13 protein-coding genes and 1 pseudogene are annotated in these 15,549 nt (G+C 70.8%); 4 read left to right on the forward strand and 10 right to left on the reverse strand.

The window, feature by feature from the left end:
• Positions 1 to 81: 81 nt before the first annotated feature.
• The gene (locus KHP12_RS09330; RefSeq protein ID WP_211832544.1) at positions 82 to 1,344 is read left to right on the forward strand and encodes a glycosyltransferase family 4 protein; all 1,263 of its coding nucleotides are present in this window, start codon (positions 82 to 84) and stop codon (positions 1,342 to 1,344) included.
• Between the two features lie 82 nt (positions 1,345 to 1,426).
• Here the strand turns inward: KHP12_RS09330 and KHP12_RS09335 are convergent, their stop codons facing one another.
• The 7 genes from KHP12_RS09335 to KHP12_RS09365 form a co-directional block, all read right to left on the reverse strand.
• Positions 1,427 to 2,905, reverse strand: coding sequence for an SDR family NAD(P)-dependent oxidoreductase (locus KHP12_RS09335; RefSeq protein ID WP_086884310.1), 1,479 nt, complete (start codon positions 2,903 to 2,905; stop codon positions 1,427 to 1,429).
• Positions 2,906 to 2,996: 91 nt separating this feature from the next.
• Positions 2,997 to 4,103: a pyrroloquinoline quinone biosynthesis protein PqqE gene (pqqE, locus tag KHP12_RS09340; protein ID WP_086884311.1), complete on the reverse strand. Its 1,107-nt coding sequence runs from the start codon at positions 4,101 to 4,103 to the stop codon at positions 2,997 to 2,999.
• Complete coding sequence (pqqD, locus tag KHP12_RS09345; RefSeq protein WP_086884312.1) at positions 4,100 to 4,390, reverse strand: pyrroloquinoline quinone biosynthesis peptide chaperone PqqD; 291 nt, start codon at positions 4,388 to 4,390, stop codon at positions 4,100 to 4,102. Before pqqD ends, pqqE begins: the two co-directional genes overlap by 4 nt.
• Positions 4,387 to 5,118, reverse strand: a complete 732-nt coding sequence (gene pqqC / locus KHP12_RS09350) for a pyrroloquinoline-quinone synthase PqqC (RefSeq protein ID WP_086884313.1) — start codon at positions 5,116 to 5,118, stop codon at positions 4,387 to 4,389. The genes pqqD and pqqC overlap by 4 nt, the downstream gene beginning before the upstream one ends.
• Entirely contained in the window at positions 5,115 to 6,014 is a 900-nt protein-coding gene (gene pqqB / locus KHP12_RS09355; protein WP_086884314.1) for a pyrroloquinoline quinone biosynthesis protein PqqB, read from the reverse strand. The genes pqqC and pqqB overlap by 4 nt, the downstream gene beginning before the upstream one ends.
• Before the next feature lie 10 nt (positions 6,015 to 6,024).
• Positions 6,025 to 6,168 (reverse strand): pyrroloquinoline quinone precursor peptide PqqA, encoded by a 144-nt coding sequence (gene pqqA, locus KHP12_RS09360; RefSeq protein WP_037958064.1) that lies wholly within the window; start codon positions 6,166 to 6,168, stop codon positions 6,025 to 6,027.
• A 61-nt stretch (positions 6,169 to 6,229) separates the two neighbouring features.
• On the reverse strand, positions 6,230 to 8,071 hold the full coding sequence (locus KHP12_RS09365; RefSeq protein WP_086884315.1) for a discoidin domain-containing protein: 1,842 nt from the start codon (positions 8,069 to 8,071) through the stop codon (positions 6,230 to 6,232).
• 312 nt (positions 8,072 to 8,383) lie between these two features.
• On the opposite strand from KHP12_RS09365, the pseudogene KHP12_RS09370 reads away from it, so the two are divergent.
• The 3 genes and pseudogenes from KHP12_RS09370 to KHP12_RS09380 all read left to right on the forward strand — a co-directional run.
• Positions 8,384 to 9,601, forward strand: a pseudogene (locus tag KHP12_RS09370) (glycoside hydrolase family 27 protein); the annotation flags it as partial.
• A gap of 84 nt (positions 9,602 to 9,685) precedes the next feature.
• Positions 9,686 to 10,492 (forward strand): hypothetical protein, encoded by an 807-nt coding sequence (locus KHP12_RS09375; RefSeq protein ID WP_211832545.1) that lies wholly within the window; start codon positions 9,686 to 9,688, stop codon positions 10,490 to 10,492.
• 11 nt (positions 10,493 to 10,503) lie between these two features.
• Positions 10,504 to 11,586, forward strand: a complete 1,083-nt coding sequence (locus tag KHP12_RS09380; protein WP_086884317.1) for a PQQ-dependent sugar dehydrogenase — start codon at positions 10,504 to 10,506, stop codon at positions 11,584 to 11,586.
• Positions 11,587 to 11,638: 52 nt separating this feature from the next.
• Here the strand turns inward: KHP12_RS09380 and KHP12_RS09385 are convergent, their stop codons facing one another.
• From KHP12_RS09385 to KHP12_RS09395, 3 genes are read right to left on the reverse strand one after another with little or no spacing between them, the layout of a single operon-like run.
• The gene (locus tag KHP12_RS09385; protein WP_211832547.1) at positions 11,639 to 12,784 is read right to left on the reverse strand and encodes a glycoside hydrolase family 88/105 protein; all 1,146 of its coding nucleotides are present in this window, start codon (positions 12,782 to 12,784) and stop codon (positions 11,639 to 11,641) included.
• Between the two features lie 27 nt (positions 12,785 to 12,811).
• Positions 12,812 to 14,098: an NAD(P)/FAD-dependent oxidoreductase gene (locus KHP12_RS09390; protein ID WP_211832549.1), complete on the reverse strand. Its 1,287-nt coding sequence runs from the start codon at positions 14,096 to 14,098 to the stop codon at positions 12,812 to 12,814.
• Positions 14,095 to 15,492: an MFS transporter gene (locus tag KHP12_RS09395; RefSeq protein WP_086884320.1), complete on the reverse strand. Its 1,398-nt coding sequence runs from the start codon at positions 15,490 to 15,492 to the stop codon at positions 14,095 to 14,097. Before KHP12_RS09395 ends, KHP12_RS09390 begins: the two co-directional genes overlap by 4 nt.
• Positions 15,493 to 15,549 lie beyond the last annotated feature (57 nt).

A 15,549-nucleotide genomic window follows, 5' to 3' on the forward strand; every position in this document is an offset into this window, starting at 1 on the left:
CTTACCGGGCCTCGACAAGGTGTCAAGCAGCTTCCGGGGGAAACTCGCCCCGGGGACGCACCCGGCCGGAGAAAATACCGCATGAAGATCGCATTCCTGCTGCACAACGCCTACGGGATCGGCGGAACGATCCGGACGACCATGAACCTCGCGACGGCGCTCGCCGACCGCCACGAGGTCGAGATCGTCTCGATCATGCGGCACCGCGAGACGCCGCGTTTCGCCCTGGACCCGCGCGTGCGGCTGGTCCCCCTGGTGGACACGCGTCCGGAGAGCGCGGACGCGAAGGACCCGCTGTTCTTCGAGGCCAGCCGGGACTTTCCGGCCGCCGAGAAGCGGGTCAAGCAGTACAACCGGCTGATGGACACGCGGGTCGCGGAGTATCTGCGCGGCTGCGACGCCGAGGTGATCGTCGGCACCCGGCCGGGGGTGAACGTCTACATCTCCCGCTTCGCCCCGCGCCGCGCGCTGCGCATCGCCCAGGAGCATCTGCGGTACGAGGCGCACAGCAAGAAGCTGCGGGCGGAGCTGGCCCCGTTCTACCGCACGCTGGACGCCGTGGTCACCACGACGGAGGCGGACGCCGCGGTCTACCGCAGGAAGATGCCGATGCCGGGGGTGCGGACCCTGGCGATACCCAACAGCGTCCCCGACCCCGACGTCGCCCCCTCCGAGGGCACCGAGCCGGTGATCGCGGCGGCCGGGCGGCTGGTCCGCGGCAAGCGCTTCGACCTGCTGATCGACGCCTTCGCGGAGATCGCGGCGAAGTTCCCGGCCTGGCGGCTGCGGATCTACGGCGGGGGCGCGGAGAAGGAACGGCTCGCGGAGCGCATCGAGCGGCTGGGCCTGTCCGGGAGCGCGGAGCTGATGGGGCCCCGCTCCCCCATCGAGGCGGAGTTCGCCAAGGCGTCGCTGGTCGCGGTCGCCTCGGACGCCGAGTCGTTCGGGATGACGATCGTGGAGGCCATGCGCTGCGGGGTGCCGGTGGTGAGCACCGACTGCCCGCTCGGCCCCGCCGAGATCATCAAGGACGGGGTCACCGGACGGCTCGTCCCCACCGGGGACAAGCACGCGCTGGCGAGCGCCCTGATGGAGCTGATGGGCGACGCCCCGGCCCGGCGGGCGATGGGCGCGGCCGCCCTGGAGAGCTCCCGGATCTATGACCCGGAGCCGATCGCCCGGCGCTATGACCAGCTCTTCGAGGAGCTGCGCGCGAGCCGGTCCGCCCGCCTCTGGGAGCGCTATCGGACCGCCGCCCGCGCCCGTCTGCGGCGGCTGGCCCGCCGCTTCGGCCTCTCGCCCGGCCGCCGCTCCCCGGCGGCGGACCGCAAGGCGAGCGCGTGACCCGACGCCGGACCGCGGTGCCCCGTCGTCACCAGGACGTCGGGGCGCGTGGTCCCTCCCAAGGCGTCGGGTCGCGTAGTCCCTACCAGGACGTCGGGGCGTAGTCCTTCAGGAAGCAGCCGAAGAGGTCCTCGCCGCCCTCGCCCCGGACGATCGGGTCGTAGACCCGCGCCGCGCCGTCCACCAGGTCGAGCGGGGCGTGGAAGCCCTCGGCCGCCAGCCGCATCTTGTCCGGGTGCGGGCGCTCGTCGGTGATCCATCCGGTGTCGACGCTCGTCATCAGGATGGCGTCGGACTCGAACATCTCGCGTGCGCTGGTGCGGGTCAGCATGTTCAGCGCGGCCTTGGCCATATTGGTGTGCGGATGGCCCGCGCCCTTGTAGCCCCGGCCGAACTTGCCCTCCATCGCGGAGACGTTGACCACGTACTTGCGCCGGGCGGGCGAGGCGGCCATCGCCGGGCGCAACCGGCTCACCAGGATGAACGGCGCCGTCTCATTGCACAGCTGGACCTCGAGCATCTCGACCGGGTCCACCTCGCCGACCCGCTGCACCCAGGTGTTGCTCGGGTCCAGGTCCGGCACCAGCCCGCCCGCGTCGATCGCGGTCCCGGCCTCGATCCGGGCCGGTGAGGCGGAGCCGCGCTCAAGGGCGAGGGCGGTGAGGTCCTGCGGGGTGAGGGCGCCGTCCCGGGACGCGCGGGGCGCCGGCAGGGCCGCCTGGGCGCCGCTGCCGAAGGCGCCGAGGACCACGGACTCGGGGAGCTCCCCGGCGGGGAGCGGCGCGGACTCGCCCGCTATCAGCTCCGCGTACGCCTGCGGGGTGCGGCGGACGGTCTGGGCGGCGTTGTTGATCAGTATGTCCAGCGGACCCGCGGCGCTCACCGCGTCGGCCAGCGCGATCACCTGGGCGGGATCGCGCAGATCGATGCCGACGACCTTGAGCCGGTGCAGCCACGCCCCGCTGTCCGGCATGGCCTTGAAGCGGCGGATGGCGTCGGCCGGGAAGCGGGTGGTGATGGTGGTGTGCGCGCCGTCGCGCAGCAGCCGCAGCGCGATATACATGCCGATCTTCGCCCGGCCGCCGGTGAGCAGGGCACGGCGCCCGGTGAGATCGGTGCGGGCGTCGCGGCGGGCCCGGTTCTCGGCGGCGCAGTCGCGGCACAGCTGGTGGTAGAAGGCGTCGACCTCGACATACCGGGTCTTGCAGACGTAGCAGGAGCGGGGGCGCTCCAGGATGCCCGCGATCTCCGTGGTGACGGAGCTGGTGAGCGCGCGGCCCAGCGTCTCGTCGTCGATCCGGTCGGCGGCGCCGGTGGCGGTGGCCTCGGTCACGGCCTTGTCGTTCGCGGTCTTCGCGGCCCGCCGCTCCTGGCGCCTGCGCTGCTTGACGCTGCGGTAGATCCCGGAGGTGGCCCGGCGGACCATGATCGCGTCGGGGTGGTCGACCGGCAGCCGGTCGAGTTCCGCGAGGACGCTCAGACAGGTCGCCAGCCGCTCCGGGTCGATGCCCGGCCCCTCGGCCGGGGCACGCTCGGCCCGGCCTTCGTCAGTCACCGTCATCGCCGCTGCCGCTTTCTTGGTTCGTCTGTTCCCCTGGACAACGGCGAAACTTTACGGAAGCGGGGGCGAATGCGCCAAACCGCGTCCGGCCTCACCCTCCCGGCTTGCGGTACGCATAGCCGCCGGTCGGCGCCGGGGTGCCCGCTCCGGCCGGGTGCCCGGTGCCCGTCGTCAGCGCGCGGATCACCCCGTGGTCCGGGGAGAGCGCACAGGCGGGGTCGGTGCGGGCGGCGTCGCCGGTCAGGGCGTACGCCTGGCAGCGGCAGCCGCCGAAGTCCTCCGCGCGGCGGGAGCAGGTGCGGCACGGCTCGCGCATCCACTCCTCGCCCCGGTAGCGGCTGAAGGCTCCCGAGTGGTCCCAGATCCACTCCAGGGGGTGGTCGCGGACGGTGGGCGGGTCCAGGTCCGGCAGGCTCGCGGCGGCGGGGCAGGGCAGCACGGTGCCGTCGGGCGCGACGGTCAGCGAGACCGCGCCCCAGCCGCCCATACAGGGCTTGGCCACGCCGTCGAAGTAGTCGGGCACGACCCACACCAGGTCGGTGGCGCCGCCCAGCCGGTCCCGCCACCGCTGGACGGTGTCCCGCGCCCGGGCGAGCTGGTCGCGGGTGGGCAGCAGGGCGTCGCGGTTGCGCAGCGCCCAGCCGTAGAACTGGGTGTTGGCCAGCTCGATCCGGTCGGCGCCCCAGTCCAGGCCGCGTCGGATGATGGCGTCGAGCGCGTCGAGGTTGTCGCGGTGCAGGACGACATTGATCCCGAGCGGCAGTCCGGCCGCGCGCACCAGGGCGGCGGCGCGTTCCTTGGCGGCGTACGAGCGGTGCCCGGCGATCCGGTCGGAGGCGGCCGGATCGGCGTGCTGCACGGACAGCTGGACGCTGCGCAGCCCGGCGGCGGTCAGCGTGGCCAGCCGGGCGCCATCCAGGCCCACGCCGCTGGTGACGAGCTGGGTGTAGATCCCGGCGGACTCGGCGGCGGTGACGATCTCGGCGAGATCGCCGCGCAACAGCGGTTCCCCGCCGGAGAGATGGGTGTGCACCACCCCCAGCTCCCCGGCCTGGCGCATCACCTCCGCCCACTCGGCGGTGGACAGCTCACGGGAGCGGCGGACCAGCTCCAGCGGGTTGGAGCAGTAGGGGCAGTGCAGCGGACAGCCGTGGGTGAGCTCGGCGAGCAGGGCCCACGGGCGGGGCGCGGCGGTCACCGGACCCAGCCCTGGGTACGCAGCCGGTCGAGGAAGGCGGGCACGTCCTCGGCGACGGGCGCGCCGGGGAAGCGGCTCCGAAGCTCCGCCACGATGGCGTCGAGGTCGCGGTCGCCGTCGCACAGCCGCAGGATCTTCGCGGCGCTGCCGCGCAGCACCACCACCCGCTCGGGCAGCACCAGCAGATCGGCGTCCCGCACCCGGTCGTGGCGCAGGCTCACGGCGGGGGCCAGCGCGGGCCGCCATCCGGTCGGGGCGGGCCCGGTGCCGGGGCCAGGGCCGGTCATATGCCCTCCCCCGGGTTGTCCCTGATGTCGGCCCCCGGACCGTCCTTGGTGTCGGCGTGGTCGACCGCGTCCAGCAGCGACCACAGCACATCGCATTTGAAGGCGAGCGCCGCCACCGCTCGGTCCTCGTCCTCGGGGGTCCGCGCCCAGGTCAGGACCAGGTCGAGGGCCTCGGTGCTGTCCCGGCGCCCCTGGCCGACCCGGTTGCGGAAGTAGACCAGGCCCTCGCGCTCGATCCAGGGGTAGTACCGCTCGAAGGCGTCGATCCGGGTGAGCATGATGCCGGGCGCGGACAGCTCGGTGAGCGAGGCGGCGACGGCTTCCAGGGGCCCGCGCAGCCGGCAGAAGTTGACATAGCCGTCGACCGCGAGCCGCACCCCGGGCACCACCTCGGCACCCGACAGCAGCCGGTCCCGGTCCAGCCCCGCGGCCTCGCCGAGCCGCAGCCACCGCTCGATACCGCCCTCGCCCTCGGTGGCGCCGTCGTGGTCCTGGATGCGCCGCAGCCACATCCGGCGCAGCCGTGAGGTGTCGAGCTTGGCGGTGATCAGCGCGTCCTTGACGGGGATGTGGCGCTGGTAGTGGAAGCGGTTGAGGATCCAGCGGCGCAGTTCGGCGGGGGTGAGCTCGCCCGCGTGCATCCGTACGTTGAAGGGGTGGCGGTCGTGGTAGCGCTCCTGCGCGACCGCGCGCAACCGCTCCTCGAGCCGGGTCCGTGGGGTGCTCACAGGTCGATCACCATCCCGTCGGCGGCCACCTCGACGCCCAGCTTCCGCAACCCCGAGTGCTGGGGCGCGGCCGGGTCGTTGAGGGGGTTGGTGTTGTTGAGGTGGGTGTACAGGGTGCGCGCTTCGAGTGCGGCGAGCCGGTGCGCCGTGCCGTCCGGTCCTTCGATCGGCAGATGGCCCATGGCGGTGGCGGTACGCGAGCCGAAGCCGCTGGTGAGGGGCTCGTCATCGGACCAGAAGGTGCCGTCGACGATCACGCAGTCGGCCGCTTCGGCGGCGCGCTGGAAGGTGTCGGGCCAGGCGGCGAGCGCGGGGGCGTAGAGGAGGGAGCGACCGGTGGCGCGGTCGGTCAGCCGCAGGGCGACCACCCAGGCGTCGTCGTCCGGGGCGCCCCGTCCAGCCGCGTAGCGGGGGCGTTTGGCGGAGACGGGGACGGCGCCGACGGCGAGGGGCGAGCCCTCGACGAGCGGCCGGTCCCCGGGGCCGAGGGGGCGCCAGTCCAGCCGGGCGTAGGGGGTGAGGACCTCGCCCAGGTGGAGCCCGGTCAGCAGGGCGTGCCGCACCGGGTCGGTGGCCACGATCTCGATGGCGTCCGCCTCGCGCAGCCGGGCGATGCCGAGGGTGTGGTCGAGTTCGGCGTCGGTGAGGATCACCCCGGCCAGCGGGGTCCGGCGCGGTTCGGGCCCGGGGTGCAGTTCGGGGCAGTCCTCGATCTGGTCGCCGAGGTCGGGGGTGGCGTTGACCAGGTACCAGCGGCCTTCGTCGGCCTGGACGGCGAGCGAGGCATGGCGGCGGCGCCACCCCGGGTGGGCGCGTGCCCCGGAGCATCCGGGGCACGCGCAGTTCCACTGGGGTACGCCGCCACCCGCCGCGGTGCCGAGCACGCGCACGCGCATGGCGGGGAGCTCAGCGGGCGTTCAGCGAGTAGGCGGTGACCTCCAGCGCGGTCTCCACGACCACGTAGTCGGGGGTCTGCCAGGCGGTCTCGCCGGCCTCCGTACGGGTGCGGTCCGCCGTCTCGGGCGCCGTGCGCGGTGTGGTCTCGTTCATGGCTTCGACCTGCCTTCCATCTGGGTGGGGGATGAATCAACGGGACGGGGCGGCCGGGCCGTCAGCGGGCGGTCCGGATCCGCGGTGCCCCGCCGTCGGTGGTGGTGCGGCCGCTCCCGGGGTAGGCGGATCCGATGCGCACCTCGTCCAGCAGCAGCTTGCGGTAGTGCTTGGTGTCGGTGGCCGCGGCCCAGGTGCTGTTCACCGTGAGCCGGACATAGCGCTTGGTGGTGGCGGGGATGTCGATGAACCGCACCCCGCGGGCGCTGGGCAGCGTTCCGGAGGCGACCGGGCTGCCCCAGTCGCGGCCGTTGTCGGAGACGTGCACCTGGTAGTCGCGGATGCGGGCGGACTGCTCGGTGTCGGAACGGGCGTAGGAGACCGACCACTCCCGCTGGTTCACGGCCAGATAGCGGATGCTCTTCGCGGACCGCAGATCGAGGGTGACCGAGGCGGGCAGGGTGGTGTTGTTGTCCCAGTACGTCTGCGGATCGCCGTCGAGCACGGCGGAGGCGGGGTGGCCGCTCGCGGAGACACTGGCGCTCGCGGTGACGGAACCGGGCGGGACGATGCCCTGGCGGCCGTCGGTGCGGACCGCGAGGACGGTGTCGTACGGATCCCAGTCCGTGATGCCGGAGATGGTGATCCGGCCGTCGCTCTGGCGGAAGTCGAGCTTCTTCCCGGTGCGGTAGTCGGTGACGCCGGTCGCCTTGTAGCCGTTGTCCCGCAACGTCAGCGTGGAGCCCGAGGGCCGGGTGAGGACGTGGACGAAGTGGCGGTCGGGGTCGGCGGTGCTCACCGTGGTCACTCCGTGGGCGCCGTCGTTCCAGGCGCCGGGCTGGAGTCCACCGTAGGAGTAGCCACCGCCCTCGGTGCCGTCCAGCGATCCCCAGATTTTGTCGAGATAGGTCTTGGCGTAGTTGTTGAAGGCTTCCTGTTTGCCGGGGAAGCGCCCGTTCACCTGGGCGGTCTCGGCCATGAGGGATTTGACGGAGGAGCCGGAGTCGCTGATCAGCCGGCCGAGGGTGAGTCCCTGGTCCACCGCCGAGTCGGTGCCGCTGTACCACCAGGCCCCGCTGCTGGGCAGCTTGAAGCAGGCCTCGGTGAGCCGGGGCTGCGGGGTCCAGATGGCCTGGGGGTAGTCGTAGGCCGGGGTCATCCCGGTCTTCTGCTCATTGCTGACCGTGTCCATGATCGGCGTGTCTTCGTTGTTGTTGCTCAGCAGCCAGCCGGGACGGTCCGCGCGGATCTTCTCGTAGAGCCCGTGGTCGATCCAGTAGTCGTTGTCGTTGTCGATCCAGAACCCGGACAGCCCGGGGTACTTCCGCATCACTTCCACGAAGTTGTCGTAGGAGTACTCGCCGAAGCCGTCGCGCGTGGTCAGGTCGACGTCATGGCCCTTGTACGACGAGTAGGCCGCCGAGTCGAGCCATTCGTGGCCGCCTTCGGCATGCCACTGCGGATCGTTGGTCATGTAGAGCATGACCTTCAGCCCCTGGGCGCTCGCCGCGTCGATCAGCTCGCCGAGGAAGTCCCGCTTGGTGGAGCAGCTTCCGGGGATGGCGGACGGCCAGGCCCGCGCATAGCCCAATCGGCTGTGGAAGGAGGCGAGCACCAGGTAGGAGGCGTGCAGCTTCTTGGCCTCGGCCACCCAGTAGTCCGCGTCCCAGCCGCCGTCGGTGACCGCCTTCTCCCAGGCGGAGCAGCTGGTGTAGCCGGGCGAGGTGCGCATGCCCCAGTGCAGGAAGAGCCCCGCCTGGGACTGGCGCAGCCACTGCTGCCGGGGGTTGGTGACCTCGGCCCGCGCCGGGGTGGGACCGGTGAGGGTGAGGGCGAGGGCGATGACGGCCGACAGCACGGCGGCCGGCCAGGCGCCAAAGCGGCGGCGCGATCTGTGGCCCATGAGGGCTCCTTCTCCGAGCTGTGAATGCCGATGGAGGGATGGAGCGTGGTGATGTTCCGTTCTGTTGCAGGGTCACCAGCGGTCGGGGTGCGGTCAAGAAGCGTGCATCAAAAAGTCCTCCGATCTCTTTCGATGGCCCCGCCACACATAAGAGAATCAAGCTGAGCCAACCAAGCTGAATCCACAGGTAGTTGGCGCATTCTCATCGCTGAAGCCCCATCAGATCCCGCTCTTGGTCCACACCAATCCTTGACTCATCGCGCCATACCTCCTACCTTCCGCGATGCATTGTCACACCCAAAGGAGATGATCATGCAGAGATCGGCACGATTGCGCAGACTCCGCTCCTGTCTCGCAACCGCCACCGCGGTCACCACGGTCGCCGCCGGAGCCCTCACCGCCGGCCTCATCACGGGCGCGACACAGGCCGCGGCGCTCGACAACGGCGTGGCCCGTACGCCCCCGATGGGCTTCAACAACTGGAACGCCACGCACTGCGACGCCTCCTTCAACGAGTCCATGGTCAAGGGCATCGCCGACGCGTTCATCAGGCTCGGCTTCAAGGACGCCGGCTACACCTACGTCAACATCGACGACTGCTGGGCCGAGCCCACCCGGGACTCGGACGGCGCTCTGGTGCCCAACCGCACCCGCTTCCCGAACGGCATCAAGGCCGTGGCGGACTATGTGCACGCCAAGGGGCTGAAGTTCGGGATCTACACCAGCGCCGGCACCAAGACCTGCAACGGGGCGAACGGCTTCCCGGGCGGACTGAACCACGAGAAGCAGGACGCCAAACAGTTCGCCTCCTGGGGCGTGGACTACCTCAAGTACGACAACTGCAACAACCAGGGCGTCGACGCCCAGCAGCGCTACAAGGCCATGCGGGACGCGCTCGCCGCCACCGGCCGGCCGATCGTCTACTCGCTGTGCGAATGGGGCCAGACCAACCCCAAGGTGTGGACCTGGGGTGAGCCGGTCGGCAACTCCTGGCGGACCACCGGCGACATCAGCGACAAGTGGTCCAGCATGATCGACAAGCTGCACATCAACGACGACCTGGCGCAGTACGCGGGGCCCGGCCACTGGAACGACCCCGACATGCTGGAGGTCGGCAACGGCGGGATGACCGCCACCGAGTACCGCACCCACTTCAGCCTGTGGGCGATGATGGCGGCGCCGCTGCTGATCGGCAGCGACATCCGCGACGCCTCCGCCACCACCCAGTCGATCCTGAAGAACACCGACATCATCGCGCTCGACCAGGACACCCTGGGCAAACAGGCCACCATCGTCTCCTCCAGCGGCGGAAAGACCGTGTACACCAAGCAGCTGGCGAACGGCGACCGCGCCGTGGCGCTGCTCAACGAGAACTCGTCCAGCAAGACGATCTCGACGACGGCGAGCGCGATCGGTCTCGGCGGCTCCTCCTCGTACCGCCTGAAGGACCTGTGGTCGAAGGCCACCTCCACCACGAGCGGCTCGATCAGCGCCTCGGTACCCGCACACGGCACGGTCGTCTTCCGGGTGACGCGCGGCTGAACCTGTTGACGCATTAGGAAACTTTCCTTACTGTCCCTCGATGTGAACAAGGATCAGACAGGAGAATCCTTGATGGAGCGTCCACCGCTCTTACCGCGCACCGCCCTGACCCTCGCGGCCACTGCCGCGCTGATCGCCCCGGCCGCGGTCGCCTATGGCGCCGAGCGGTCCCCGCAGGCGCCGGCCGCGTCCTGGAGCCTCAAGTGGAACCCCGCGTCGGGGGCGAGCGTCGCCTCCGCGTTCGAGGGCGCCGAGGACGACCGCGCCGACTCCCACCCCGGCGTCACCCACATCTACCCGTACCAGGACGGTTTCCGCACCGACATCCACTACCCCAAGGACGTCGACACCAGCACCGACCGCCAGCGCCAAGAGGTCAGGGGCATGAAGCAGGGCGGATCCGCCGTCAAGATCCTCAAGAACGAGACCTGGCGGATCCAGTACCAGATGTATGTGCCGGACACCCTGGACGCGACCACCGGCTTCACCCACATCATGCAGATCAAGGTGGGGGACGTGGCCGCCCCGCTGTTCACCATGTCGCTGCACCAGCACAGCGACGGCCCGAAGGTCGAGATACGGACGTCGGACGACGACGACAATCTCACCGAGGCCGGCGCCGCGGACCTGGCGCCGATCCAGGGCAAGTGGAGCGATGTGTCGGTCGAGGTCAAGGCGGCCGACTCGGGTGCGTACGCCGACTGGTCGGTGACCACCGACGGCAGAGAAGTCGCCTCGTACAAGCGCACCGGCCTGGACCTGTGGCGCGGCAAGAACTACCTGCGGCCCAAGTGGGGCATCTACCGGAGCCTGAACAGCAGCGGCCTCCAGACCACGTATCTGCTCACCCGAAACTTCAAGGCGTACAAGCTCCAGTAGGAGGACGCGCGATGAAGAGTCACCGGAACACCCTCGTGGCCGCGGCCGCGACCACCGCACTCGCGGCCGGGCTGCTGCTCACCCAGACGGGCGCGGGCAACGCGGCACCGGCGCGGGCCGACTCCGCCCCGTCGGACATCAAGACCGTCTCGTCCGGCTGGAGCATCCCCTGGGGGCTCAGCTGGCTGCCCGACGGCTCGGCGCTGATCACCGAGCGCGATTCCTTCAAGCTGTACAAGCTCACCCAGTCGGGCACCAGGACGCAGGTGGGCACGGTGCCCAATGTGGTGACCACCGGCGGTGAGGGCGGGCTGATGGGCCTCGCGGTCTCCCCGAACTGGAGCAGCGACCACGCCATCTACCTGATGCACACCGCGTCCGACGGCAACCGCATCGCCAGGATGACCTACGACGGCTCCTCGCTCAGCGGCTACAAGGCGATCGTCACCGGCATCAAGAAGAACAAGTACCACAACGGCGGACGCCTCAAGTTCGGCCCGGACGGCTATCTCTACGCCACCACCGGCGAGGCGCAGACACCCGACCTCGCGCAGGACAAGAACTCCCTCAACGGGAAGATCCTGCGGATGACCACGGACGGCAAACCGGCCCCGGGCAATCCGTTCGGCACCCTCGTCTACTCGTACGGCCACCGCAATCCGCAGGGCATCACCTGGGATCCGCAGGGCCGGCTGTGGGAGGCCGAGCTCGGCAACAGCAAGTACGACGAGCTCAACCTGATCGAATCCGGCAAGAACTACGGCTGGCCGGTCTGCGAGGGCGAGTGCTCCACCTCCGGGATGACCAGCCCCAAGCGCCAGTGGTCGGTCGGCGACGCCTCGCCCAGCGGGGTCACCTACGCCGACGGCGCGCTGTACATGGCGGCGCTGCGCGGTGAGCGGCTGTGGCGGATCCCGGTGGACGGGACCAGCGCGGGCACCCCGAAGGCGTACTACACCAGCTCCTACGGGCGGCTGCGCACCGTGGAGACCGTGCCGGGCGAGAACACGCTGTGGCTGTCCACGACGAACGCGGACAACAACGGCGGGGAGCCGGACGGCGCGGACAAGGTCTTCGAGGTGGGACTGAAGTAGCGGCCGCCACGCGTACGGTCGCGCTCCCCCGGGGCGCGACCGTACACGTGCGTCAGTGCGCGAGCCGCTCGTTCATCAGCAGGAAGGCGCCCAGACCGTGGAGGTCGTTCGTATTGCGCTTGCGGCCGAGGTAGTAGGCCAGGTCCCCGACGTTGGTGCCCTCGCTGATGTCGGTGATGTTCGTCAGCCCGTCGGAGCCGACCGACACCTTCTTCAGCACGCCCTGATAGCCCCTGCGGGCCGCCGCGGAGTAGCCGCCGCCGCTGATCCAGCCGTGTTCCAGGGCGGCGTGCAGCATCAGGGTGTACATGCTGGAGGCGGAGGTCTCGGTCCAGTTGCCGGGGTCGCCGGCCTTGTCGACGACCTGGAACCAGCGACCGGTGGCCGGATCCTGGTAGCGCGTGAAGCCCTTCGCCAAGTGCCCTATGTTGCCGATCAGTTCGGCGCGGCGCGGGTGTTTCGCGGGGAGCAGCTCCAGCACCTCGACATGGGTCATCGCGGTCCAGCCGATGGCCCGTGCCCAGAAGTGGGCGGAGGTGCCGGTGGTGGGGTCGGGCTTCCAGGGGGCGTCGCCGTCGGCGTCATAGGCGTGGTAGATCAGCCCGTTGGCCGCCTTGAGGTGGCGGAAGTACACCGAGAGGTTCCTGGTGACCTCCTCGTACGCGAACGACTCGTCGCCGTAGGCGATGCCGTAGCGCAGCAGGAACGGCTGGGCCATGAAGACCCCGTCGCCCCACAACTCGTTGGTCTTGCCGGTGGCGTGCCACATCCCGCCGTCCGCGGTGCGCGGATAGGTGGTGATGCGGGCCCGGATCTGGTCGGCGGCGGTCCGGTAGCGCGGATCGCCGGTCTCCTGGTGGAGGATCAGCAGCAGATTGCCGGACTGCATCGCGTCCAGGTTGTCGAAGGTCCGGCTCATATGGCCGTCGGCGTCGACGAAGTTGTCCACCCACCCCTTGATGTACGCCAGGTACGAGGGCTCCTTGACCCGCTGGTAGACGCGGTAGGCGCCGAGCAGGAAGAGCCCTTGGGTGTAGCCCCAGCCGCCGAGGGTCGTGGGGTCCGGTTTGCGGGCGATGGTGGAGTCCACCACCGCCCGGGACCAGTCGGCGGGCGCCGCGTCGGCGCCCGCCGTGGGGAGGAGAAGGCCGCCGGTGATGCCCAGTGTGCTCGTGAGCAGGGTTCTGCGACTGACCACTGCAAGCTCCTTGGGTGTCAGGGCGCTTCAGTGAGCGCCATGTACACGCCAAGAGTACCGACGAATGTTCCGTACCGGGGCGAAAGTGGAGGAAAGCCCAGGATCCGCCGTACCCGTCAGCAGTCCGGCCACCAGCCGGCCGGTGGCGGGCGCGAGCATCAGCCCGAGCATGTTGTGGCCGGTGGCCAGCAGCACCCGGGGATGGCCCGGCACCGGACCGATCAGCGGCAGCCCGTCGGGGGTCATGGGCCGCGGCCCGACCCACTCCTCCTGGCGGTCGTCCCAGTCGGCATGGCGCAGATACGGACGCGCGGCGGCGACGATGGCCTCGATGCGCCGCTGCCGGAACCGGTCGGCGTCGCGCTCGAACTCCATCGTCCCGGCGACCCGGACCCGCTTGCCCATCGGCGTGAGCACCACCTTGGCCGCGCCGAGGTGGACCAGACGGGAGGGCGGCGGCTCGGCCGCCACCGAGAAGCTGTAGCCCTTGCCCGCCACCAGGTCGATGTCCTTGCCGAGCCCGCGCACCAGCTCCCGCGAGCCGATGCCCGCCGCGATGACCACCGTGTCGGCGCGGAAGGTGCCCGCCGAGGTGCGGACCTCGGTCCGGTCGGAGCGGTCCACGATCGATGAGACCCGTGCCCCCTCGACCAGTTCCACACCGTCGCTCCGCAGCCGCTCGGCGAGCCGGTCCACGAAGAGCGAGGGATCCAGGGACCACTGACGCTCCACCACGAACCCCGCCCGCGCGCCCTCGGTGAGCGAGGGCTCCGCCGCCGCGAGGCGGGCCCCCTCCAGCACACCGCCGGGCGCGATGGGCGCGTCCAGCCGGCGGAAGGCGGCGAGCGCCTCGGCGGCGTACTCCCGGGAGGGGAAGGCGAACAGGAAGCCGTCCTTGTGCGCCTCCCCGTCCACCCCGGCCGCCTCCAGCTCCTCGAAGAGCCCGAAGGTGCCCCTCGCGAGCGCGCCGAGGGCGGCGGCCCCCCGCGCGTAGTGGCGCGAGGTGGCCCGCATCCCGAACCGGACGAGGAACCGCAGCAGTTCGGCACCGGCCGGGGGGTGGATCGCCAGCGCGCTGTCCCGGCGGTGCAGCCCGCGCAGCGCCGTACCGATGACACCGGGCGCGGCCAGCGGTTCGACCAGGTCGGGGCAGACCTCCCCGGCGTTGCCACGGGACGCGCCGCTGCCCAGCCGGTCGCGTTCGAGGACGGTGACCCGCAGCCCGGCGCCACTGAGGTAGTGGGCACAGGCCAGGCCGACGACTCCGCCGCCGATGATCGTGACCGTGGAGGGCGGGGTGTCCGGAAAGGTCATGAGGGCTCCTTCACCGCGGGGGACGGGGTGGTCGAGGAGGCGTCACGGCGGGCCCGCAGCCGCCCGCGACGGCTGTGGTCCGTATCCGCCGCACTGGCGTCGGCGAGGGTGAGCCCGCTGGTCTCCGGGGCGAGGATGTACGACGTTCCCCAGCCGATGGCGCAGATCACCGCGCCGAGGAGCATGGCCAGCCGGGTGCTGTGGTCGAGGACGACGGGCGCTCCCCAGGTGCCGATGGCGGCGCCGACCCGGCTGATGCCGGTGGCGAACCCGTTGGCGGTGGCCCGGACCCCGGTCGGGAACAGCTCGGAGGGGTAGATGGCCTGGAGGCACTGGCTGGAGAAGCACGCCACTCCGAAGGCCGCGAAGAGGACGATCACGACGGCCGGTGAGGGGTGGGCGAAGGCCGCCAGGCAGAGCAGGGGGATCGCGGAGAGGCCGAAGCTCCACAGGAGCAGGGTGCGCCGCCCCTTGTTGATGACCAGGATCCCCGAGAGCGAGCCGAGCACGAAGAAGATCTGCACCACGACCGAGCCCAGGTAGGAGTCGTTGCCGTCGGCCAGTCCGAAGGAGGACAGGATGGTGGGTTCGTAGGTGGTGATGGCGTAGATCGGCAGCAGCTGACACGCCCAGAAGACGCTGACGAAGACGGTCCGCCGCAGATAGGCGCCGCGGAAGATGTCGCCGTAGCGGGTGCGCGAGGCGGTGTCGGCCTCCAGGTCGTCCAGGCTCGCGTCCGGGCCGAGCATCTGCTTCAGCACGGCCTCCGCTTCCTGGCCGCGGCCCTTGCTGAGCAGCCAGCGCGGGGACTCGGGGGTGCCGAAGCGCAGCAGCAGGATGAGGACGGCGGGTATCGCGCTGCTCGCGAGCATCCAGCGCCAGTCGTCGTGGCCGGAGGACAGCATCGCCCAGCCGACGACGTACGCGACGGCGGCGCCGACCGACCACATGGTGACCATGATGACCAGCAGCGGTCCCCGGGAGTTCCGCGGCGCGAACTCGGAGGCGATGGTGCCCGCGATCGCGAAGTCGGCACCGATGGCGATGCCCATGAGGAAGCGCAGCACGGTGAGCTGCCAGGGATCGGTGACGAAGAACTGGGCCGCGGAGAGCAGGATGAAGGCGGCGATGTCGAAGAGATAGACCTTCTGCCGCCCGACCCGGTCGGTGACATAGCCGAAGACCAGGCCACCGGCGAACATGCCGATCAGGGAGGCGGAGCCGACCACTCCGGCGTCGAAGGAGTTGAGGTGGTAGTCGGCGGTGAGGAGCGGAAGCGCGACGCCGATGATGCTGAGGATGTAGCCGTCGCAGAACTCGCCGCCGCCGGCGTACAGCGTGATCAACCAGTGAGTGCGGGTGGGACGGGACTTCTCCAGGGATGCTGTGCTCATGGCCGTCTCCTGAGGAGGGCTCCTGGGGAGGAGGGGACGGATGGCCGGGCGGTGCGG

The sequence above is a fragment of the Streptomyces asiaticus genome, assembly GCF_018138715.1.
Classification (GTDB): Bacteria; Actinomycetota; Actinomycetes; order Streptomycetales; family Streptomycetaceae; genus Streptomyces; species Streptomyces asiaticus.